Below are 19,971 nucleotides of genomic sequence, written 5' to 3'. Positions count from 1 at the left end.
GTGCAAAAGCAAGATCTGGCCCCGACCCTCCTGGCTTCGTTAGACGTTTGTAGTCTCCATCTAAATCATGGACAAACTCTCATGGGCAGCGCTTCGCCATGTCGAAGCGCTGCGTGAATCTGTCGCTTTTACCTTGCGTGGAGGCGCGATTGGCCTAGGGACCAAGCGGCCCGAATCGTTCTACGATGAGTGGCTTTCAGAGCAAGGGGTCAAGCCGGTTCATGTCACATACGTTGCTGAGGGTCGAAGCAGGCTAGATATGGTTCGGTCAATGGAAGAGAGCGTAAGAGAACATGGCATCGACCTACTTGACGTTCAATTGGCCGGTGCGAGATCGCGCTTCTCAGAGCAAGACATTGGAGTAGAGAGAAGCAGCATTGGATGGGCGCGGCTGCCCAACTTCATCACTAGTTCGGCGTTCGTTCGCTTGCTCGGTGCAATGGAGCAATTCGAAATTGATGTTCTGAAGACGCTGCTGCACTACCGGCCCGAAGGGAAAGGGTATGTGCCTGGCGACGATATATTATCTGCTGATCTGTCGGTGCCGGCCGAAGCGCCCGACAAGGATGACCGCTACTCAAAGCCGGCTCTTTGGTCCTGGTTGAGGAAGCCGGCCGAAAACACGGTTGAGAGACGAAAGATCTTCAAGAGCGTGTTTGAGATCGATTGCTATCCAGCGTCCTTCTCTGGCAAGACGTCTTCAGAGATTCGTTCATACTACCAGAGCATGTACGACAGAAGGAATGCGATCGCGCATGGCCGAAAACTCGTCGAAATCTCACTATCTGAGTACTGCGAGGCAGAGGCCTTTGTGCTGTCTCTTGTTAAACACTTGGCCTCCGTATGCAGCTCCCGCTATAGGCTTTCAGTTTGAGGCAGCCAGCCGTCTAAACCTTCTACAGGGTCCATAACGCCGTCTGCACGAGCAATCGAACCTCGCGAAACGGCATCGGTCGTTGAACCTCACCCTCATGCCCATGCGTACCTTCGCCTTGCTGCTTTGCCTCCTGTTCACGCTCCTCCCGGCCCGCGCGGCAGAGACAAGCAAGGCCAACGTCCTGTCCTTCGTGCTGCTGTCGGAACCCAGGCTGCCCGAGGCGAAGGCGTTCCGCGCCCAGGTCGAGAAGCGTCTGGCCGGGCGTCTGGCGATCACCGACATGGAGGCCGATGGGCGCGACGTCATCCTGCTGCGCGTGGCCGGTGGCACCGTCATGGTCGGCCTGATCGACGCGCCGCTGCCCAAGGGCCAGATCGACGACCTGTGTGCTGCCGCCTGGTATTGGCGCCAGGCGTGCCAGGCCACGGCCGGTCACCGGGCTCACGTGGCCGTCAGCGTTCTCGGCACGGGCCTCGACAAGCTCGACGCGTCCCTGCTGCTCACCGACGTGGTCGCCTCGCTGATGGACGGCAACGCGATCGCGAGCTACTGGGGCGCGAGCCTCCAGTCCCGCGAGGCCTTCCTGCGTCAGAGCACCGCCATCAACCGCGACCAGCCGCCGGCCTGGCTGTGGATCAACTTCCGGGTCAGCCGTGATGCCGAGCGCGGGTTCTCGGTGTCGACCCAGGGCATGGAGCAGTTCGACCTGCGCGAGATCGAGGCCAAGGACGTCAGTCGCCCCGGCCTGGAAGTGTTCGTGCTCCTGCAGGGCATGGCGCAGTACTTGATCTCCAAGGGCCCCGTCATCCAGGACGGCGAGACCATCGGTGATTCGCCCGCCCTCGGCATCCGCGTTCACCAAGGCCCGTCCTATTGGCGTGACGGCGTGACCGTCTACCGGGTGACCTGGCCCCAGGCGTCTGGTGCCGGGGCGCGGTGAGAGTTCATCCCGCCTGTTCCTCATCCCACCACCGCCCCGCTATGACCCGCCTGCTCCTCGCACTCGTCGTTCTCATCGCCGGCTGCCAGACCGCGCCTCCCCGTCCCCGCCTGGTCGCGCCACCGGAGGCGACGGCGCTGTCGTTCGCCTTCGTCGATGCTCGCAGCGAGCTGCGGCCGGTCACGATGCAAGAGCAGGACACGCTCGGCACCACGGTCTTCTTCGGCGACGACGCGTTCACGCGGCCGCCGTCGGTGCTGGTCGGCAGTTGGCTGGAGGACCGTGCCGGCACCGCGCTGGCCGGCAAGAGGGTCGAAATGAAGGATCTCAAGGTCCAGGTGTTCCAGCCGGCGGCGGGCAACAGCAGTCTCGCCTCGGGCCCGGCGCCGCTGCCGATGCCGGTGGACGCCGCCGGCTCCGGCAAGTCGGCCGTCGTCGGCAGCCTGCTGGCGCCGGTCGTCATCGACTACATCGCGCGGCGCTCGCGGTCCTCGCTCGTCTCGGCCAGGATCGAAGCGACGGTCGACGGCGTGCCGGTTGTCGGGCTGTCCCGTCAAAGCCTCACCGGCGACATCGCGGGCGACGACATCCACCAGGTGCTCTTCGAGGCCCTCGACGACCTGTCGCGTGACGCCGGGGGACATTGAGTCATGCCGCAACGCCCGCTCTCGCGCCGCCATTGGCTGTTGGTTTGTTCCGCCGCCCTGGCGTCCTGCGCCAGCGAGTTCAAGCCCTACGTGCCGCCGGTCGACCTGCCGCTGCAGGACGCGCCGCCGGGGCAGGCGCTCGTCTACCTGCTGCGCGCGCCGCACGACTCGAAGGTCGTCCGGGTTTACGAGGGCGATCGCCATCTGGCGACGCTGGACTCGGGTACCTACACCGTGATCAGCCTGCCGCCCGGCCGCCATCGGTTGCGCACCGTCGCCGGCCTGCCGGTGTTCGGGGAGATGGCCCCGCCGCTGGCCGTCGAGCTGGCGCCAGGCTCGCGCCGGTTCTTCGCCTTGTCCGGTGCGTCGACCCGCTTCGTCCACGGCTTGCCGCTGCCGGAAGTGGAAACGGCGCCGGGCAGCCGCCGCTGGACGGAAGTCACCGAACTCGACGCCCAGGGCCTGATGTCGATCGGCCGGCTGGTGATGCCCGAGGCCGGTGCGCTGTGAGCTCCCACACGTCGGATCGTGGGCGTTGAACCTACAGGAAGCTCCGGCTGCACCTACGTCCGGTTGATCGAAACCCCGCCGTCCACCAGCATCGCCGCCCCCGTCATGAACGACGACGCATCGGAGGCCAGGAACAGCGCGCTCTGCGCCAGTTCCTCCGGGCTGGCCAGTCGTTTCAGCGCATGGAGGTCGGCGACCCGGCGCAGTTGCTCGGGTGTCGAACTCATCTGCCGCCCCATCGCGGTGTCGGTGCCGCCCGGGAGCAGAGCGTTGACGCGGATGCCGATGGGGCCGAGTTCAGCGGCCAGCGCCTGGGTCAGCCCGACGATGCCCGCCTTGCTGGCGGCATAAGCGGCGACGCCCGGGAAACCGACGGTGTGGCCGACGAAGGTCGACGTGAAGACGATGCTGCCGGCGCCACGCCGCTTCATCGCGCGGATCTGGTGCTTGGCGCCGAAGAACGCGCTCGTCAGGTTGGTGTCGAGGGTCTGGCGCCAGCCGTCTGCCGAGACGGTGTCGCTTGGCCCCATTTCGCCCAGCGTGCCGGCGTTGTTGAAGGCGATGTCCAGGCCGCCGAAACGCTCCTCTGCCAGGGCGACCAGGCTTTCCGCGAAGCCTTCGTCACTCGCGTCGCCGGCGAGAGACTCGGCGCGTCCTCCGCGGCTTCTGATTTCTTTCGCCACCTCGTCCAGTTCGTGGCTTCGCCGTGCACCCAGGACGACGGCCGCCCCGGCGGACGCGAACAACAACGCCGTCGCCCGCCCGATCCCGGAACTGGCGCCCACGACGATCGCCACCTTGCCGTTCAAGTCATGCATCGGTCTGCTCCTGCAAATAGTGGCTTGCAGTCTGGTCGTGGGCCGGCGTGGTGTCGCGCCGGAATCGGACATGCAATTCGCAGAGCCGTCCGTGATGCCCCGGACGGTAGCCGGTCGGCGGTGTTGCTCCGGCATGGCCGATCTGCTGTTCGTTGGTGCGGCGGCAACGGTTATTTCTCTGAAGATCGTGAAGATGACGGCCGGCGCTTGCCGGCACCGTACCCCCTCGATAGGCTGCTGGAGAACTTGACGCTGAGGCAGGCGCATCAAGTTGCAGGTCCCTGCACAGCGGAGGCCTGCTCCGCGCCCTGGCGCCGCGCACGTTTCAACTGTCCCCTTGGTCCGTCTGCCATTACCCCATCATCAGAAACAAGGCTGGCTGCTTCATGATCAATCGGCGTTACTTCCTGGGTGCTTCGCTGGGTGTCTCCGCATTGGCCGGGGGGTGTGAATCGCTGCCCCTGCAAGGCGAGAAGGAGGCGGTCATCACGCCCGGCAAGGGTTGGCTGTTCTTCTCCCTCACGGCTTCCGAAGGCAAGCCCACGATCGGTACCTGGTTCTATTTCCGCAAGAAGGGCGATGAAGCGTTGCAGCGCTTGAAGTCGAACGATGTCGCATTTTTCGTCAGGGACGATGACTTTCCCGAGCTTCCGGATCGACTCGGGCGCGCGCAGGCGTTGATGCTCGAGCCGGGGGAGTACGAGATGGTCACCTGGACGATCTATATTCCAACGATGGGCGGCTATGGCTATATTTCGCCGCGAGAAAAACTGCCGGTCCTGACCTTCACCGTCGAAGCGGACAAGGCGACGTACATCGGTGCGCTGCATATCGAGACGCTGATGGGGAAGAACATTTTTGGCTTGGCGATCCCCGGTGGCGGGCTGCCAGAATGCTCGGACCAGTTCGAGCGTGATCTCCGAATCATTCGCCGGAAGAATCCTGGCCTGGCTGCGCTGCCGGTGGACAAGCAGGTGCTGAATATCGGCGCCTGGACCAGGAACTGACCTGCAACGACATTTCCGCGTTCGCGGTGGCCGAGGCGATCTTGATCGTTCGCTGTCGTGCGAACCGTTGCCAGTGGCCGGTGGCCCCTGGGCTGGTGCTGGCGACAGCTGCACGATGACCGCGCGCACCCCGGCCAGCGGCCACCTCGGCCGACAGGCTCGCACCGTCGCCTTCGTGCTCCTGGCGGTGCTGGCCGGTGCCGGTTGTGCCACCGACTCGTCCCGCCGGCCGGTCCCCGAGACGGTGACCGTCGACCCGGACAAGCCGAAGCGGGTGCGGTTCGTGGTGCACGGGGACCCTGGCTTGAAGAAGTACCCCGAGATCCTGGCGCCGCCTCTTCCGTCCAGCGAAAAGATCCGCGAAGGCATGCGCCGCCATGCGGCGGATCTGTTGGCGGAGCGCGGCTTGTGCCCGCACGGTTTCACGGGCCCCGACATCGTCTGGGCTTACGAGTACGCCCGGCTGACCAGCCACTTCATCGTGGAGTGCACGGAATGAACCGCGAGTGCTCCCCGCCGCCGCACCCTGCCGGCGCCACGCACTCGCGATGGCGGCCGTGGTCTTGGGGCGCGCTGCTGCTTGCTGTGCTGTTGCAAGGCTGCGCCAACTGCCACGACGCGCGCGTGTTGCGCGTGGAACCGGTCGGCGCCGTGTCGCCTGCCGTGACGGCCCTGCAGCCGCAGCCCTACTTCCTGAACCTGCAGCTCGAGCCCGAAGCGGAGATCCATCTCTCCCGTTGCCCTGGAGAGCCCTTCGGATCCCTTTGCATGACCGTTCTGGCGCCCGAGGGGCGGCGGCTGCAGCTGGAGCGCGCCGAGCTGCGCTATGTCTCCGAGGCCGCGCCCGGTCAGGCTGGAACGCTGGAGTTGTCGGAGGCCTCGTACCAGGTCTCCTGCCTCGACAAGGCCAACGGCGAGCGCCGCTGCAGCTCGTCCGAAGACATGCCGACGGCGGGTGCTTCCAGGGTCCGGCTGTACGGCATGGCCTATATCGGCGGCGAGCACTTTGAAGTCTTCAAGTACTCCTTCGCGCCCACGTCACCGTTCGTGGGCGCGGCCGACAGGAGCGGGCCTGACTTCCTGCGCCTGTTCGTCAAGTCCGAGAACTGGCGGCAGTACGTCTTCGTCATCGTCGGCGAGCCGTTCGCCGTGGCCGATCCCATCGTGCTCTCGCTTCCCGGCCTCCGCATCGACGGCGGCCTGATCCCGTTGCCGCGTGTGCGTGCCGCTGCCTCGACCGAGCAGGTCTGCAGCGTGCGCCAACTGATGTGATCGCCAGGTCATCCGTCGGTCGGCCGGCCGGTGATGCCCGAGCCCGGTGCGCCGTGAGCCCCGGCTCCTCAACCCTGGAGTCCTGACGATGCACGTCGCCATCCTGCTCTACCCCGGCTGCATCTTCTTCGAGATCGCCCTGGCCGCCGAGACGCTGGCCGGGCGTTGCACGCTGAGCTACTACACGCCGGACGGCGAACCGCACCACGCGTCGAACGGCGCCACCCTCGCGCCGGCCGGCGATCTGTCGGCCTTGAAGTCGGCCTCGCTGCAGGCCGTGCTCGTGCCGGGCGGAGACCCTCGCTCGCTGATGCTGCCGGTGCCTCGCGCCAGCGAGCCCTTGCGTGCGCAGGCCGCCGCCGGCGCGCTCGTCGCCGGCATCTGCGCCGGCAACCTGGTGATGGCCGGCGCCGGGCTGCTGGTCGGGCGCCGGGGCACGCACAACTACACCGCCGAGCACGCGCCCGCCGAGAAGATCGCCGCGACACGCCACTTCTGGGACGGCATGCAGTTCGTGCGTGCCGACCTCGTGCAGGACGGCCCACTGATCACCGCCCAGCCCTGGGCCTACCGCCAGTACGCGGCCGCGGTGGCGCGCACGCTGGGCGTGCTGGACGAGCGGGAGGCCCGGGACTTGGAGACCTACGTCGCGCGTCGCTCCTACGGCGAACCGTTCGGGTCGCCACGGATTCCAGCGCCGTCCGTCAATGGCGAGGCGGTCCGATGAGGATCGGTCGTCTGTTCGTCCGGCTTTCGGTGCTGGCCTGCACGCTTCCCGCTGTCTTCCTTGGCTCGTCGTATCTCATGCACGAGCGGGGCCTGAACCTGCCGATCAGCCCCTACGCGGTGCTGATCGCATGGGTCGCAGCCGCTTTGTGCGTCTACAAGGCGACAGTCTTTCAGGAGTTCAGCGCACGCGAGTTGCTCCGGCTTTGCGCGTACCTGGTTCTTCTGTGCGCACTCGGGCTCTTGGGTCTCGCGGTCGGTTTCTGGGCGGTGACCCGTGTCTACGGGGAGTAGATAACGGAGCCCGCCGGGCACGCCCGCCGTGCCGTCGGCTGGGCAGGGGACGAGCCGCCTCCGTGGTCGCTGGTTTCGAGGCCCTTCGCCACCCAAGGCGGATAGCCTGCGCGGCCTTGCTCGGCGGTGTCGTCGACCGAAGAATGAAAAGGGAGGAATGGGTGAACGATCTTGTGCACTACAACGAGAAGCGCCTCGGGCGCATCACGCTGATCCTGGGTGTGATCGCCTGGCTGGTGCTGCTCGTCGGCACCTTCGGCGGGCTGCTGATCGCGCTGCTCGTGGCTTTCGTCTTCTATGTCGTCGCCCACTCGGCGCTCATCGCCTACATCCGCGGCAACGGCGTCGAACTGTCCGAGGACCAGTTCCCGGATCTGTACGCCCAGTACGTCGAGTGCTGCACCCGCCTGCGCATCGCCAAGCCGCCCAAGGCCTACGTGCTCAACGGCAGCGGCAGCATCAACGCCTTCGCCACCCGGTTCCTCGGCCACGAGTTCGTGGTGCTCTACACGGACACCGTCGACGCGATGGCTGAGCATCCGGACGGCGTGAAGTTCTACATCGGGCACGAACTCGGCCACATCCGCATGAAGCACCTGCAGGGGCACCTGCTGCGCTGGCCGGTGCTCTGGCTGCCCCTGCTCGGCGCGGCGTATTCGCGCAGCCGCGAGAGCACCTGCGACCGCCACGGTCTGGCCTGCAGCAGTTCGCGCCTGGCGGCGGCGCAATCGCTGCTGGCCCTGGCCGCGGGCCCGGCCCGCTGGAAGACCGTCGACGTCGCGGCCTACCAGCGCCACCAGCTGCCTGATGCCGGTGGCTTCTGGGCCTCGTTCCATGAGCTGACTGCCGCCTATCCCTGGCTCACCAAGCGTGTGGCCCGCGTGATGAAGAACGACGCCGCGATGCCGCGCCGCAAGCCGCTGGCCTATCTGCTGGCGGCCTTCGTGCCCTACGCGGGCCCGCAGGGCGGCTTGTTCGGCGCGCTGATCATGGTCTACATCGTCGGCGTGCTGGCCGCCGTCGGCATCCCGGCTTATCAGAGCTACAAGGACAAGGCGAGCGTCGCCGCCGCGCTGGCCGAAGCGCAGCCCGTCGAGGCGGCCCTCGCCGAGCATTACGAGCGCACCGGCAACGTGCCGGACTCCCTGGCCGCCGTCGGCCAGTCCGAGCGCTTGCACGACGGCAGCACGCTGTCGCTGAACGCCGAGAACATGGTCGTGACGGTCGACCTGCCCCAGGGCGAACTGGTCCTGGTGCCTTCGGCCGACGAGCAGCGGCGAGTCACCTGGACGTGCACGAACGGCGCCAGCTTGAAGCCGGCGCTGCTGCCGGCCAGTTGCCGCGCTTCGCCCGCCTCTTGAGGCGCGGCCACCCCAGCGCAGACGAGACATGGACCTGTACGCCTCGGAGATGCGTTGGCTGACTCGCTTCGGCCTCGGGGTCTCGGCGGTGGCGGGCATCGGGCTCGTCTGCGTCGCGGCGTTCGGCCGCCCGGACGAGACTGTGTCGGCCTCCTTGCGCGCCGAGAAGATGCGCCTGGCAACTGCTCCCGTGCTCGTGAAGCTGCCCAAGGCGACCGTCTACCTGGAGTTGAGCGACGGAGCGATTCCTGCGTACATCAAGGACTTCGACCAACTGCAACCACCCGAAGTCAGGGCACGCCTGGAGTCGCTTTCTCCCGGCACCGTGGTCACCGTGCAGCGGCCGGTCCCGCCTTCGCTGTGGGACGGCCCATTCGCCATCTACGGCGTCCGTATCGGCGATGAGGAGATCCTCTCGCGGGAGATGGTCGTCGCGATGAAGCGGGCCTATTGGAGACGGGTTGCCCGGTTGGTCGGATGCCTTGGCGTGCTCGGGCTGGTTCTGGCGGCGACGGGCCGTCTGTGGCTGCTGCGGTCGGCACGCCAAGGCCCCGCGTGACGCGGCCGGCTCATGCGTGGCCTGCCAGCCGGTCGCCGATGTCCATCGTCTGCCCACGTGCTTCGTCGCCACGACCTGCTGCATTAGCCTGCGCCAGCCGGCCGCTTCCTCCGGCCGTGCCCAAGGAGAGCGCATGATCCTCACCACCACCCCCAGCGTCGAAGGCCGCAAGATCAGCCGCTACTGCGGCATCGTCACCGGCGAAGCCATCCTCGGCGCCAACGTCTTCAAGGACCTGTTCGCCGGCATCCGCGACATCGTCGGCGGGCGTTCGGCGACCTACGAACGCGAGCTGCAGCGCGCCCGCGACATCGCGCTGGCCGAGCTGGAGGAACGCGCCCGCGCCGCCGGCGCCAACGCCGTCGTCGGCATCGACCTCGACTACGAGGTGCTGGGCCAGGGCAACGGCATGCTGATGGTCTCGGCCAGCGGCACGGCGGTGGTGCTGGAGTAGCCCGCACGGCCTGCCGCGCGGGGCTTGACTTCGAGTGCACTCGAAGCCCCACGATGCGGGCATGAACCTCGAAGCGCTTTCCATCGGCGAGATCGCCCGCCGCAGCGGCGTGTCGGCGCACACGCTGCGTTTCTACGAAGCCGAAGGCATCCTGCAGCCCGCCGGCCGCGCCGGCAACGGCCACCGCCGTTACCGCGACGAAGACCTGGCCTGGCTGGCCTTCGTGCTGCGTCTCAAGCACACCGGCATGCCGCTGGCGGAGATCCGCCGCTACGCCGTGCTGCGCGCCCAGGGCGAGGCCAGCACCGGCGAGCGCCTGGCGATGCTGGAGCGCCACCGCGAGCGCCTGGCCGCGCAGATCGACGAGCTGCAGGCCAGCGCCCGCGCGCTGGACGACAAGATCGGCCTCTACCGCGGCCTGCTGGCCGCCACCGGGGAGCGCGCATGACGACCGACACCACACAGGCCCCCGAAGCCTCGCGCTACGCGCGCGGCTGGGACAAGCTGCGCCAGATCGACGGCCAGGCCGGCGAGCGGGTCGTGCAGGCGCTGGCCGACATCGCGCCCGACTTCGCGCGCCTGTTGATCGAGTTCCCGTTCGGCGACGTCTACACCCGCCCGCAGCTGGACCTGAAGTCGCGCGAGATCGCCACCGTCGCCGCGCTCACCGCGCTGGGCCACGCGACGCCGCAGCTCAAGGTGCACGTGCACGGCGCGCTCAACGTCGGCTGCACGCGCGAGGAGGTCGTCGAGCTCATCATGCAGATGGCCGTCTACGCCGGCTTCCCGGCGGCACTGAACGGCCTGTTCGCGGCCCAGGAGGTGTTCGCCGAGCGGGACCGGGAGGCGGCTGGGGCGTCCGGCGAGGTCGTGTAAAACGCGGCGGGTCGGCCGCCCGCCGGTCGCTCCGCTCGTTCCGATGCCCCTCATCCGCCCGTTGGCCGCAGCCGACTCGCTGGCCGACCTGACTTCGCTGCTGCACCGCGCCTACGGCCGCCTGGCCGCGATGGGCCTGAACTACACCGCTGCCGACCAGACGCCCGAGGTGACGGCGCAGCGCATCGCCGGAGGCCAGTGTTTCGTCGCCGAGCTGGGCGGCCGCCTCGTCGGCACGGTGCTCGTGCATCCGACTTATGCGCGTAACGTCTGCGCCTGGTTCACGCGCCCCGGGGTCGCGGCGGTCCACCAGTTCGCCGTCGAACCGGCGCTGCAGGGCCGCGGCGTCGGCCGCGCGCTGCTGGCCGCCTGCGAAGCCTGGGCGCGGCGCGAGTCATTTTCCGAACTGGCGATGGATACCGCCGAACCGGCGACGCATCTGGTGGCGCTCTACACCCGCCTGGGCTGGCGGCCGGTCGGCCACGTGCAGTGGCCCGGCAAGGTCTATCGCAGCGTCGTGCTCAGCAAGGCCTTGAATCCAGTGCTGCCCGCGGAGCCCGCACGATGAGCGTGCTGGAGCGCTTCCTCGCCGACACGCACGACCGCCACCCCGGCGTGACCAGCGACGCGATGGCGCGCCTGCCGGTGCGCATGGCCGGCGCCTCGCACGCCTCGACCTACGCGCTGCTGGCGGACGCCGTGCCCGGCGGCCCGGCGCCGCTGGCCGTGCTGGACCTCGCCTGTGGCGACGGTGCGCTGTTGTCGTTGCTGGCTGTGCGCGAGCAGCCGGGCCTGACGCTGCACGGCCTGGACTTCAGCGCCGGCGAGCTGGCCGCCGCCGCCCGCCGGCTGGGCGGCCGTGCGCGCCTGGTGCGTTCGCGGGCGCAACGCCTGCCTTATGCCGATGCGTCGTTCGACCTCGTGCTCTCGCACATGGCGCTGATGCTGATGGAAGACGCCGACCAGGTGCTGGCCGAACTGCGCCGGGTGCTGCGGCCGGGCGGCGTCGTCGCCGCGCTGGTCGCGGCGCCGGCGCCCGCATCGGCGGTGCAGCAGGTGTTCATCGACACGCTGCGCAGCACCGAGACCGCCACCGCGTGGCCGGGCCTGCGTTTCCCGGGCCGGGCCTGGCGCGACGAGGACGGCATCCGCGGTCTGTTCAGCGGCTTCGCCGACCTGCGCATCGCCCAGGTCGCCGCCGACCTGGCCTGCGACCCCGAGACGGCCTGGGGCTGGTATGGGGGCGTCTACGAGCTGCTGATGATGCCGCCGGCCGAGCGCGCAGGCTTCGAACAGCGCTTTCGCGACGCGGTCGCCGCCTTGGTGGCCGACGGGCAGGCGGCCACGCTGCCGCTGCACTTCCGGCGGGTGACGGCGCGGCGGGCCTGAACGGCGGCGGCCATGCGCCGCCACCTCGCCGGGGCGACAATGACGCGCCGGTCCCGCGTCCTCTGGAGGAGCCCCACGATGCAACGCTACGACCCCGACTTCGCGCCCGATCCCACGCGATGGCTCGAACTGGACGAAGGCGCGCGCATCCAGCTGGCCGAGCAGTACCACCGCAAGGCCGGCATCCCGCTGCCCAGCGTGCGCGCCCATGCCGTGTTCCACGCGATCGTCGAGAACCAGCTCGCGCTCGGCGTGCCGGCTGTCGTCGACGCGCTCTCCCGGCTCGTCGGCCAGGGGCTGGACCGCCACGAGGCGCTGCACGCCGTCTGCTCGGCGCTGGCCGAGCACTTCTTCGAGCTGATGCAAAGCCGCGGCGGCATGCTGGCCGAGGCTTCGCAGGCGCGTTACGAGGCCGCGCTGGCGCAGCTCGACGCCGAGGAGTGGCGGCGCCGCCAGGCGCTGTAGGGCGGCGGGCGCTTTCGTCGCGCCCCGCCAAAATGGCCGTCTCTTTCCTCCGCCCGGCGTGCCGGCACAAGCCCCGATGGCCATCGAACTGAACAAGCAGGACCGGCAGCAGGCCATCGCCTCGATCGAACGCTGGTGCCGCGAGAACCTGGACGAGCCGGTCGGCAACGTCACCGCCGCCGGGCTGCTCGGCTTCTTCCTCGAGGAGATCGCGCCCTCGGTCTACAACCAGGCCGTCGCCGACGTGCAGGAGCGGCTGCAGGCGCGCATCGCCGAGTTGGACTTCGAGGTCCACGAAGACGAGTTCGGCTACTGGAAGAAGTACGACGCGGCCCGCAAGCGCCGGCCCTGAGACCCCTCGCTGCCCGATGAAGATCGAAGCCCTGCTGACGCTGCCGAATCCCGCCTGGCTGCAACTGCGCCAGGCCTTGTGGCCCGACGCTGACGCTGCCGGGCATCTGCACGAGATGCAGTCGCAGCTCGCCGAACCCGGGCGCTACGCGCAGTTCCTGGCCCGTGACGACGACGGCGCCGCGCTCGGCCTGGCCGAGGCCTCGATCCGGCAGGACTACGTCAACGGCACTGACGGCAGCCCGGTCGGTTTCCTCGAAGGCCTGTACGTCGTGCCCGAGGCGCGCCGGCAGGGCGTCTCGCGCGCGCTGGTCGGCGCCGTCGCCGCCTGGGCGCGCAGCCGCGGCTGTGCCGAGCTGGCGTCCGACACCGCGCTCGACAACCTCGCCGGTCAGGCGCTGCACGAGCGCCTGGGTTTCGAGGAGACCGAGCGTGTGGTCTTCTACCGGCGCTCGCTGGCCGGGCTGCCGGCGTCGGCGGCGCTGGCCGGCGAGCCGGCGCCCAACCCGCTGCACGAGGTGCAGGCCGTGTGTTTCGACTGGGGCGGCACGCTGATGTCGGAGCAGGGGCCTGCAGACACGCCGATGGGGCTGTGGCCGCAGGTGCAGGCGCTGCCCGGCGCCGCCGAGGCGCTGGCGCTGCTGGCCGGGCGGCTGCCGCTGGCCATCGCCACCAACGCCACGGTGTCGCGCCGGCCGATGATCGAGCTGGCGCTGCGCCGCGTCGGCCTCGGGCGCCACTTCGCCGACATCTTCTGCTTCACCGAGCTGGGCCACCGCAAGAACGAGCCCGAGTTCTGGGACGCCGTCGAACGCCGCCTGGGCGTGCCGCGCGAGCGCATCGCGATGGTCGGCGACTCGCAGGAGCACGACGTGCGGGCGCCGCGGCGCTTCGGCGTGCAGGCGGTCTGGCTGCGCACCAGCGGCGCCCAGGCGCCCTCCGATGTCGAGGTTCCGGTCGTCGACGACCTGTCAGCGTTCGCGCGCTGGGTGGTCCGGGCGTCGTGAGCGGCGTCGGCTAGCTTGCGAACGGGTTGAGCACGGGCACACCGAGCGCGTCGAAGTCGGCGACCTTGCGCGTCGCCACCGTCAGGCCGTGCACCTGGGCGGTCGACGCGATCATCGCGTCTTCGTACAGCGTGTTCGAGCGCCGATGCATCAGCCGCGCCCAGACGCGGAACGTCCTGGCGTCCATCGGCAGCACCTGGAACGAGGCCGCGGTCATTTCCAGCCAGGCCTCGATCTCTGCGGCCTTGGCGGCGTCCTGCTCGCGCGTCAGCTCGATGCCGGCCTGGATCTCGCCGATCGTCACCGCCGACAGATGCACCTGGGCTTCGTCCAGCCCGCGCAACCACGCCAGCACGGCGCCGTGTGGCCTGGGCTTGCGCAGCTCGGAAACGACGTTGGTGTCGAGCAGGAACATCGGGCTAGCGTGCGGCGCTCGGCGTGCGGCGGCGGGCTGCCCCGCGGCTGGGCAGCAGCAGCTCGCCGCGTGCCTCGTCGCACAGCAGCAGTTCCTTCAACGATGGGCGCGCGCCCGCCTGCAGCCGCCGCCATTCCTGCACCGGCACCAGCACCGCAGCCTCGGCTCCGCGTTTGGTCACCATCTGCGGGCCTTCGGCCAGGCAGGTTTCGAGGAACTCGCTGAAGCGTGCCTTGGCGTCCTGGACGGGCCAGTGCTTCATGGTCGACTCCTTCAAACCAGTGTGCTGACCAGTTTAGCGGCTGTGGCAAGCTTCAAAGACTCATCTGTCGGCCGCCCCTCCACCACTCGACTTCTCCTCGGCCTGTCGAGAGCAAGACTGAAATGACGACGCTGCTCGAACAACTGGCGTCCGGCGCGATCACGCTGCGCCCCGCCGTGCTCGCCGACGCCCCGGCCGTCTACGACGCCCACCGCGACTCGGTGCTGCATCTCTGCGCCGACGCCTACACGCCGGCGCAGATGGCGACCTGGTTCGAAGGCCGCAGCGCCGCCATCCACCACCCGGCGATCGAGGCCGGCCAGATGACGCTGGCCGAGCGCGACGGCCGTGTGCTCGGTTTCTGCGCTGCCGTGCCGGGCGAGGTGACGCTGCTCTTCGTGCGCCCCGAGGCCACCGGCAGCGGGCTGGGCGGGCATCTGCTGCACATCGCGCTGCTGCGCGCCCGGCAGGGCCACGACGGACCGGTGACGGTGGTCGCGACACGCAACTCGCGCCGTTTCTACGAGCACCACGGTTTCGCCGCCGTCGAGGACGGCTTTTTCGTGCGCGGTGCCGCCGCGACGCGTTTCGAGGTCGTCGTCATGCGCGGCGGGCCGGCCGTGCCGCAGATCGTGCCGCTGGCCGAACGGCCCGACCTGATGCCGCTGATCCGCCGCTGGTTCGAGGCCGAGTGGCCGGCCTGGTACGGCCCCGGCGGGCCTGGCAACGCGCTGCACGACCTGCAGGCCTATGCGCGGCACGACGCGCTGCCGCTGGGCCTGGTGGCGCGGCTGGACGGCCATCCCTGCGGCTTCATGGCGCTCAAGCGCGAGGGGCTGGCATCGCTGCCGCAGCTCGGCCCCTGGGTCGGCGCCGCGGTCGTGCACCCGGGCCTGCGCCGCCTGGGCATCGGCCGCGCGCTGCTGCTCGAACTGGAGCGCCGCGCGGCGGCGATGGGCGAGACGCGGCTGTACTGCGCCACGGCGACGGCCGCCTCGCTGCTGGAGCGCTGCGGCTGGCGCCGGCTGCAGGCCGTGGACCACGGCGGCGAGACGCTGGAGCTGTACGACAAGCCGCTGGGCGGCGGCTGATCCCGCGCTCGTGCACCCGGCGCTTCCGCGGCGCCGGCCGGCCCGCTAGGCTGCACGCAACCTGCCGGAGTGCCCCGATGCCTTCCAACCAGCTGCCCGAACAGCTCGAGACCGAGCGCCTCGTGATCCGCGTGCCGCGCCCGGGCGACGGGCCGGTGTTCAACGCCGCGGTGCTGGAGTCGCTGCCGCTGCTCGCGCCCTGGCTGGGCTGGGTGACGCCGCCGCCAACGCTGGAGCAGTCCGAGGCCAACTGCCGTCGCGGCCAGGCGCGCTGGCTGCTCAACGAGGACATGATGGCCTTCTTCTTCCTGAAGGGCTCGGGCCGCCTGGTCGGCGGCAGCGGCCTGCACGGCCCCGACTGGACGCTGCGCCGCTTCGAGGTCGGCTACTGGTGCCGCGCCGGCCACGAGGGCCAGGGCCTGATCACCGAAGGCGTGCGCGCGCTGGCCGACCACGCGCTCGGCGAGCTCGGCGCGAACCGTGTCTTCCTGACCTGCGACGAACGCAACCTGCGCAGCTGGAAGCTGGCCGAACGCGCCGGCTTCCGCCACGAAGGCACGCTGGTCAACGAACGGCTGGACCTGCAGGGGCGCTTGCGCACGACGCGGGTCTACGCGCGCACGCCGCCGGCGCCCTGAGGCTTCAGGCGCCGCGCTTGCGCGTCTTGAAGCGCTCCACCGCCGCCCAGTGGTCCTCGTGCACCCAGGCGCGCACGAAGTGGCGCTGCTCGATCTCGCGCCGCTCGCGGTAGGACTCGCCGCGGCGCAGCGCCCGCGTCTGCTCGACGGCGCCGGTCAGCGCGGCGCGTGTCTGGCGCAGGATCGGCGCGATGAACTCGTCCACCGCCGCCGGCATCGCCGCGGCGTCGGGCACGACGAGGTCGGCCAGGCCCCAGGCGAGTGCGGTCTGTGCCGGCACCAGCTCGCAGCGCGACATCATGCGCAGCGCGCGTGCCGGGCCGACCAGCGAGGCCAGGTCCGGGCCGCCGCCCCAGGCCGAGGTGATGGCCAGCTTGCCGTGGATGAAACCGATGTGCGTGCCTTCGCGCATCAGGCGGAAGTCGCAGGCCACGGCCAGCTCGCTGCCGCCGCCGATGGCGTCGCCGTTGAGCACCGCGAGCACCGGCACCGGGCAGTCGCGCACCGTGTCCAGCACGGTGCGGCCGCGGTCGGACATCAGCCGCGCGTCGTCGTCGCTGCGCACCGACTCCAGTTCGTGCACGTCGCCGCCGGCGGCGAAATAACGCTCGCCGGCGCCGGTGACGAGCACGCAGCGCAGCGCGGGGTCGTGGGCGTGGCGCAGCAGCGCTTCGCGCAGCGCGCCCAGCACCGCCATCGACAGGGGGTTGTGGCGCTCCGGCCGGTCGACGGTCAGGCGCAGGATCGCGCCGTCGCGCTCGACACGCAGCGGGGAGGGTTCGGCCATCGTGAGGGTTCTCCGGGTGGCGGCCGTCCGCACGACGGCCGGGAGCCGGGATTGTCCTCCCGCGGCCGGCGCGTTCAGCCGGCCAGCGTCACCGCGGCCTGGTAGGCGCCCAGCAGCACGGCGCTGACGGCCAGGTTGGCCAGCAGATGGCGCTCGCCCTGGCCGACGTGGATGCCCACGCGTGCACTCAGCGCGCCCCACAGCGCGACGACGAGCAGCGCGCCGGCGTCGGCCCGCTCCAGCGCCATGCCGCTGGCGTGGGCCAGGCCGACGAGCAGCAGCCACAGCCCGCTGCCCATCACGGCGGCGGCGGTCACTTCGTCGAAGCTGGGCTTGCGCAAGGGGATGCCGATGATCTTCATGGGGCGCCGCCGGTCGGTCTGAATCGATGAAACCGTCAGCGTAGCGGCCGCTCGGCGGCGGCAGCCTTGAAATAGGTCAATCGCAGCCGCCCTGTTCTTCGGCTCAGGTGCCACGCAGGTAGGGGTTGTGGCGTCGTTCCTCGCCGAACGTGCTTTCCGGCCCGTGGCCAGGCACGAAGACGGTGTCGTCGCCCATCGGCCACAGGCGCTGCACGATGCTGTCGATCAGCGTCTGGTGGTCGCCGCCGGGGAAATCGGTGCGGCCGACGCTGCCGGCGAACAGCACGTCGCCGACGAAGGCGCGTTTCGCCTCGGCGTTGTGGAAGACGACGTGGCCCGGCGTGTGCCCCGGGCAGTGGCGCACCGCCAGCGTCGTGCGGCCGACGGCGACGGTGTCACCGTCGTCGAGCCAGCGCACCGGCATGAAGGCTTCGGCCGGCGCGAAGCCGAACATCGCCGCCTGCTGCGCGAGGCCGTCGATCCAGAACTTGTCGCCCTCGTGCGGGCCGACGATCGGCAGCGCCAGCTCGCGTGCCAGGCGGCCGGCGCCGCCGGCGTGGTCGATGTGGGCGTGCGTCAGCAGGATCAGCCGCGGCGCGACGTCGAGTTCCTCGATCGCCGCCAGGATGCGCGGCACGTCGCCGCCCGGGTCCAGCACCGCGGCTTCACGCGTCTCATCGCACCAGACGATGCTGCAGTTCTGCTGGAAGGGCGTGACGGGGACGGTTCGGTACTGGAGCATCGCGCGAGAGTGTTTCTCAAGAACAAGGAATTGAAACCGCAAACATAGAACAAAACTCGGCCATTCCCGGGCAACAGGCACGCAAACGGTCATTCGAATTGACCGCGTCGGGAGGCAATCGCGGATCGCTGCGCGCCGCTCTATTCGGCGTCGAGAACCGCCTCGGCGGCTGCGCGGCGGCGTCGCCGCGCCAGGCCCATGAAGCGGGCCTTGTGCGGGGATTCGGCTCGGAGGAGCTGCCACCGCCACACGGCGCCGCGGCGATCGGCGGCAGCGCCGGGGAAAGCCGATGCGCGGCTTAGCGCGAGGCGACGATGACGCCGGAGCTGCCGTCCCACACCACCTGGGTGCGCAGATCGCGTGTCGCCAGCATCTTGCCGTTCACGTAGACGTTCGTCTTCAGCGCATAGGCGCCTTGCGGGGCAGCTTCCGGCAGTCTCAGCTCGAATGAGTTCTCGAAGCGGCCGGCCGAGTTGGCCGTGAAAGGCTTGCTGCCGGTCTTGAAGGGCGTGCCGTCGGGGTTGAAGACGACCAGTTCCTCGCGCACCTCATTGACCTTGCTGCCGCGGCCATTGACCAGCTCGAGCGTCGAGTTGACCTTGAGCGGCTGGCCGCGCTGCACCGAACCGGACTCCAGACGCGCGGCATAGGCCGTCACCTCGGGTTCGGCCGGCAGCGTCTTGCGGACCTTCAGGTAGTCCTGTTCGGCCTGTGCGGCCGTCTTCGTCTGGCGGGACTGATGGTTGATCGCGACGCAGGCCAGTGCCCCGGTGCCCGCACCGATGACGGCACCCCGCACCGCGCCCCGCTTGCCGTCGATGAGCCCGCCCAGCACGGCGCCGGCCAATGCGCCCACGGCAGCACTCGTCGTCACGCCGCAGGGGTCGTCGTCGGTGGTCTGGTCCCCCGCGGGCCCCTGGGTCGTGGCGCACGCCCCCAGCAGGGCCGTGGCGGCGATGCAGGCGATCGTGCGTTGAAGCGGCTGGATCGATTTCATGTCGTCTCCCTGATGCTGCGATTGTGGCCTTGGCCGTGCGGCAGTCCTCACTTGATGGAGGTCTCCTCCCTCAGATACTGCAGTTCACGTTCCTTGATGCGGCGCGCCAGCGCGGCAGCCTGCGGGTTCTGCGGGTCCAGGCGCTGGGCGCTGTCGACGAAGGTCTTCGCGGCGTCGAAGCGCAGCTGACGCAAGGCGTTCTCCGCGTCGCGCAGCAGCACCTGGGCCATCTCTGCCTGTGCATTGGCGACCGGCTGGGGCGCCGGTGCCGCGGGGGCCGGGCTCGGCGCGGGCTGCGCCGCCCGCAACGGCGGTGCAGGCGTCTGCTCGGGCATCGCCTCGCGCTCCTGCCTCGCACCGGCCGCCTGGACCTCCTGCCGCAGGCCGGCCAGATCGGCGTGTTCGCGGTTGCTGGCCGCCAGGCGCTCCAGCTGCTCGCGGGCGCTCTTCAGGTTGCCCTCGGCGAGATGCTGGCGCACCTGGCCGGCGGCGTCGGTGGCCGTCGCCCGGGCTTGGTTGATCTTCTGCTGCAAGGCCTTGCCCTGCGGGCTCTCGACGCAGGCGGTCTCCAGCGCATCGAGCTGGGACCGCGCCTTTTCGAGCCGCCGGTCGGCCACCAGGTTGCCGATCTGGCGGAAGCTGCGTTCGCAGGCCGCCTGCCTGGCCAGCACCTTGTCCGCCGCGGCCTGCAGATCCGTGGCCTTGGCGCGGGCCTCACCGCTGCACGACGCCGTGGCGAGCACCGTCTGGCTGCGCGCCGCGGCCGCATTGCCGCTGGCCAGCAGGCTGGCCGCCTGGTCCAGCGCGTCCTGGCAGGGGTCGGGCTCGCGCGGGGAGTTGCCGGTGAAGAAGAAGGCGGCACCGCCCAGGGCGACCAGCGCCAGCGCCAGTTTGCCCATCAGGCCCATGCCGCCGCGCCCCGCCTTGCCCGTGTCGCTCTCCGTGGTCGGCGGCGGGCCCGGCGGTGGCGACTGCGGAGTCGGCGTGCCGGCGGCTTTGGTTGCAGCCGGCGCGGGTGCCGCGGGTGCCGGCGTCGGCGCGGCCGTGGATCGGCGGGACGAGGTTCCGGAAGCCGGCTTCGCCTCGGCGACGCGTGGCTCGTCGCCGGTCCGTGTGCCGGTCGC

Annotated in this window: 29 protein-coding genes and 1 pseudogene; 22 read left to right on the top strand and 8 right to left on the bottom strand. The window is 69.9% G+C overall.

Annotated elements, in window-relative coordinates; genetic code table 11:
• Positions 1–67: 67 nt before the first annotated feature.
• The 4 genes from EV684_RS01300 to EV684_RS01285 all read left to right on the top strand — a co-directional run bounded on the left by EV684_RS01300 (position 68) and on the right by EV684_RS01285 (position 2,974).
• Entirely contained in the window at positions 68–874 is an 807-nt protein-coding gene (locus EV684_RS01300) for a HEPN domain-containing protein (RefSeq protein WP_132644393.1), read from the top strand.
• Between the two features lie 82 nt (positions 875–956).
• Complete coding sequence (locus EV684_RS01295) at positions 957–1,817, top strand: DUF4261 domain-containing protein (RefSeq protein ID WP_242478664.1); 861 nt, start codon at positions 957–959, stop codon at positions 1,815–1,817.
• 41 nt (positions 1,818–1,858) lie between these two features.
• On the top strand, positions 1,859–2,464 hold the full coding sequence (locus EV684_RS01290; RefSeq protein WP_132644392.1) for a hypothetical protein: 606 nt from the start codon (positions 1,859–1,861) through the stop codon (positions 2,462–2,464).
• A 3-nt stretch (positions 2,465–2,467) separates the two neighbouring features.
• On the top strand, positions 2,468–2,974 hold the full coding sequence (locus EV684_RS01285) for a hypothetical protein (protein ID WP_132644391.1): 507 nt from the start codon (positions 2,468–2,470) through the stop codon (positions 2,972–2,974).
• Positions 2,975–3,027: 53 nt separating this feature from the next.
• Here EV684_RS01285 and EV684_RS01280 read toward each other — a convergent pair whose 3' ends face one another.
• Positions 3,028–3,792: an SDR family oxidoreductase gene (locus EV684_RS01280; protein WP_132644390.1), complete on the bottom strand. Its 765-nt coding sequence runs from the start codon at positions 3,790–3,792 to the stop codon at positions 3,028–3,030.
• Positions 3,793–4,178: 386 nt separating this feature from the next.
• Between EV684_RS01280 and EV684_RS01275 the strand changes: the two genes are divergently transcribed.
• The 16 genes and pseudogenes from EV684_RS01275 (at position 4,179) to EV684_RS24245 (ending at position 13,553) form a co-directional block, all read left to right on the top strand.
• Complete coding sequence (locus EV684_RS01275) at positions 4,179–4,799, top strand: hypothetical protein (protein ID WP_132644389.1); 621 nt, start codon at positions 4,179–4,181, stop codon at positions 4,797–4,799.
• A gap of 115 nt (positions 4,800–4,914) precedes the next feature.
• Positions 4,915–5,298 (top strand): hypothetical protein, encoded by a 384-nt coding sequence (locus tag EV684_RS01270; RefSeq protein WP_132644388.1) that lies wholly within the window; start codon positions 4,915–4,917, stop codon positions 5,296–5,298.
• The gene (locus EV684_RS01265) at positions 5,295–6,071 is read left to right on the top strand and encodes a hypothetical protein (protein WP_132644387.1); all 777 of its coding nucleotides are present in this window, start codon (positions 5,295–5,297) and stop codon (positions 6,069–6,071) included. Before EV684_RS01270 ends, EV684_RS01265 begins: the two co-directional genes overlap by 4 nt.
• An 88-nt stretch (positions 6,072–6,159) precedes the next feature.
• Entirely contained in the window at positions 6,160–6,798 is a 639-nt protein-coding gene (locus EV684_RS01260; RefSeq protein ID WP_132644386.1) for a DJ-1/PfpI family protein, read from the top strand.
• Positions 6,795–7,091, top strand: a complete 297-nt coding sequence (locus tag EV684_RS01255; RefSeq protein ID WP_132644385.1) for a hypothetical protein — start codon at positions 6,795–6,797, stop codon at positions 7,089–7,091. The genes EV684_RS01260 and EV684_RS01255 overlap by 4 nt, the downstream gene beginning before the upstream one ends.
• Before the next feature lie 161 nt (positions 7,092–7,252).
• Positions 7,253–8,452, top strand: coding sequence for a M48 family metallopeptidase (locus EV684_RS01250; RefSeq protein WP_132644384.1), 1,200 nt, complete (start codon positions 7,253–7,255; stop codon positions 8,450–8,452).
• 28 nt (positions 8,453–8,480) lie between these two features.
• Positions 8,481–9,011 carry a hypothetical protein gene (locus tag EV684_RS01245; RefSeq protein ID WP_132644383.1) on the top strand — a complete coding sequence of 177 codons (531 nt, stop codon included), beginning with the start codon at positions 8,481–8,483 and terminating at the stop codon, positions 9,009–9,011.
• Between the two features lie 133 nt (positions 9,012–9,144).
• Positions 9,145–9,465, top strand: a complete 321-nt coding sequence (locus EV684_RS01240) for a heavy metal-binding domain-containing protein (protein WP_132644382.1) — start codon at positions 9,145–9,147, stop codon at positions 9,463–9,465.
• 61 nt (positions 9,466–9,526) lie between these two features.
• A complete protein-coding gene (locus EV684_RS01235) occupies positions 9,527–9,913 on the top strand; it encodes a MerR family transcriptional regulator (RefSeq protein ID WP_132644381.1) in 387 nt (128 codons plus the stop codon).
• Positions 9,910–10,341 (top strand): carboxymuconolactone decarboxylase family protein, encoded by a 432-nt coding sequence (locus EV684_RS01230; RefSeq protein ID WP_132644380.1) that lies wholly within the window; start codon positions 9,910–9,912, stop codon positions 10,339–10,341. Before EV684_RS01235 ends, EV684_RS01230 begins: the two co-directional genes overlap by 4 nt.
• A gap of 43 nt (positions 10,342–10,384) precedes the next feature.
• Entirely contained in the window at positions 10,385–10,909 is a 525-nt protein-coding gene (locus tag EV684_RS01225) for a GNAT family N-acetyltransferase (RefSeq protein WP_132644379.1), read from the top strand.
• Positions 10,906–11,730 (top strand): class I SAM-dependent methyltransferase, encoded by an 825-nt coding sequence (locus tag EV684_RS01220; RefSeq protein WP_132644378.1) that lies wholly within the window; start codon positions 10,906–10,908, stop codon positions 11,728–11,730. The genes EV684_RS01225 and EV684_RS01220 overlap by 4 nt, the downstream gene beginning before the upstream one ends.
• A 78-nt stretch (positions 11,731–11,808) precedes the next feature.
• A complete protein-coding gene (locus EV684_RS01215) occupies positions 11,809–12,195 on the top strand; it encodes a hypothetical protein (protein WP_132644377.1) in 387 nt (128 codons plus the stop codon).
• Positions 12,196–12,271: 76 nt separating this feature from the next.
• Complete coding sequence (locus tag EV684_RS01210; RefSeq protein WP_132644376.1) at positions 12,272–12,547, top strand: DUF2164 domain-containing protein; 276 nt, start codon at positions 12,272–12,274, stop codon at positions 12,545–12,547.
• A 16-nt stretch (positions 12,548–12,563) separates the two neighbouring features.
• A pseudogene (gene aac(6') / locus EV684_RS24250) lies at positions 12,564–13,004 on the top strand (aminoglycoside 6'-N-acetyltransferase); the annotation flags it as partial.
• 96 nt (positions 13,005–13,100) lie between these two features.
• A complete protein-coding gene (locus tag EV684_RS24245) occupies positions 13,101–13,553 on the top strand; it encodes an HAD family hydrolase (RefSeq protein WP_275951972.1) in 453 nt (150 codons plus the stop codon).
• 10 nt (positions 13,554–13,563) lie between these two features.
• Here the strand turns inward: EV684_RS24245 and EV684_RS01200 are convergent, their stop codons facing one another.
• Positions 13,564–13,968 (bottom strand): type II toxin-antitoxin system VapC family toxin, encoded by a 405-nt coding sequence (locus EV684_RS01200; protein WP_132644374.1) that lies wholly within the window; start codon positions 13,966–13,968, stop codon positions 13,564–13,566.
• Positions 13,969–13,972: 4 nt separating this feature from the next.
• Complete coding sequence (locus EV684_RS01195) at positions 13,973–14,230, bottom strand: type II toxin-antitoxin system Phd/YefM family antitoxin (RefSeq protein WP_132644373.1); 258 nt, start codon at positions 14,228–14,230, stop codon at positions 13,973–13,975.
• A 122-nt stretch (positions 14,231–14,352) separates the two neighbouring features.
• On the opposite strand from EV684_RS01195, the gene EV684_RS01190 reads away from it, so the two are divergent.
• Together EV684_RS01190 and EV684_RS01185 are read left to right on the top strand one after the other, a co-directional pair.
• The gene (locus EV684_RS01190; RefSeq protein WP_132644372.1) at positions 14,353–15,321 is read left to right on the top strand and encodes a GNAT family N-acetyltransferase; all 969 of its coding nucleotides are present in this window, start codon (positions 14,353–14,355) and stop codon (positions 15,319–15,321) included.
• 77 nt (positions 15,322–15,398) lie between these two features.
• Complete coding sequence (locus EV684_RS01185) at positions 15,399–15,959, top strand: GNAT family N-acetyltransferase (RefSeq protein ID WP_132644371.1); 561 nt, start codon at positions 15,399–15,401, stop codon at positions 15,957–15,959.
• A gap of 4 nt (positions 15,960–15,963) precedes the next feature.
• Here the strand turns inward: EV684_RS01185 and EV684_RS01180 are convergent, their stop codons facing one another.
• The 5 genes from EV684_RS01180 to EV684_RS01160 form a co-directional block, all read right to left on the bottom strand.
• The gene (locus tag EV684_RS01180; protein ID WP_132644370.1) at positions 15,964–16,746 is read right to left on the bottom strand and encodes an enoyl-CoA hydratase/isomerase family protein; all 783 of its coding nucleotides are present in this window, start codon (positions 16,744–16,746) and stop codon (positions 15,964–15,966) included.
• 74 nt (positions 16,747–16,820) lie between these two features.
• The gene (locus EV684_RS01175) at positions 16,821–17,108 is read right to left on the bottom strand and encodes a hypothetical protein (protein WP_132644369.1); all 288 of its coding nucleotides are present in this window, start codon (positions 17,106–17,108) and stop codon (positions 16,821–16,823) included.
• A gap of 103 nt (positions 17,109–17,211) precedes the next feature.
• Positions 17,212–17,850: an MBL fold metallo-hydrolase gene (locus tag EV684_RS01170; RefSeq protein ID WP_132644368.1), complete on the bottom strand. Its 639-nt coding sequence runs from the start codon at positions 17,848–17,850 to the stop codon at positions 17,212–17,214.
• 298 nt (positions 17,851–18,148) lie between these two features.
• Positions 18,149–18,847 carry a glycine zipper 2TM domain-containing protein gene (locus EV684_RS01165; RefSeq protein ID WP_132644367.1) on the bottom strand — a complete coding sequence of 233 codons (699 nt, stop codon included), beginning with the start codon at positions 18,845–18,847 and terminating at the stop codon, positions 18,149–18,151.
• Between the two features lie 47 nt (positions 18,848–18,894).
• Complete coding sequence (locus tag EV684_RS01160; protein ID WP_132644366.1) at positions 18,895–19,755, bottom strand: hypothetical protein; 861 nt, start codon at positions 19,753–19,755, stop codon at positions 18,895–18,897.
• Positions 19,756–19,971: the final 216 nt, after the last annotated feature.

Origin of the sequence: Rubrivivax gelatinosus (assembly GCF_004340905.1) — a bacterium.
GTDB lineage: Bacteria > Pseudomonadota > Gammaproteobacteria > Burkholderiales > Burkholderiaceae_C > Rubrivivax > Rubrivivax gelatinosus.
The sequence above is the reverse complement of the archived record's forward strand: the minus strand, read 5'-3'. Positions and strand labels throughout refer to the sequence as shown.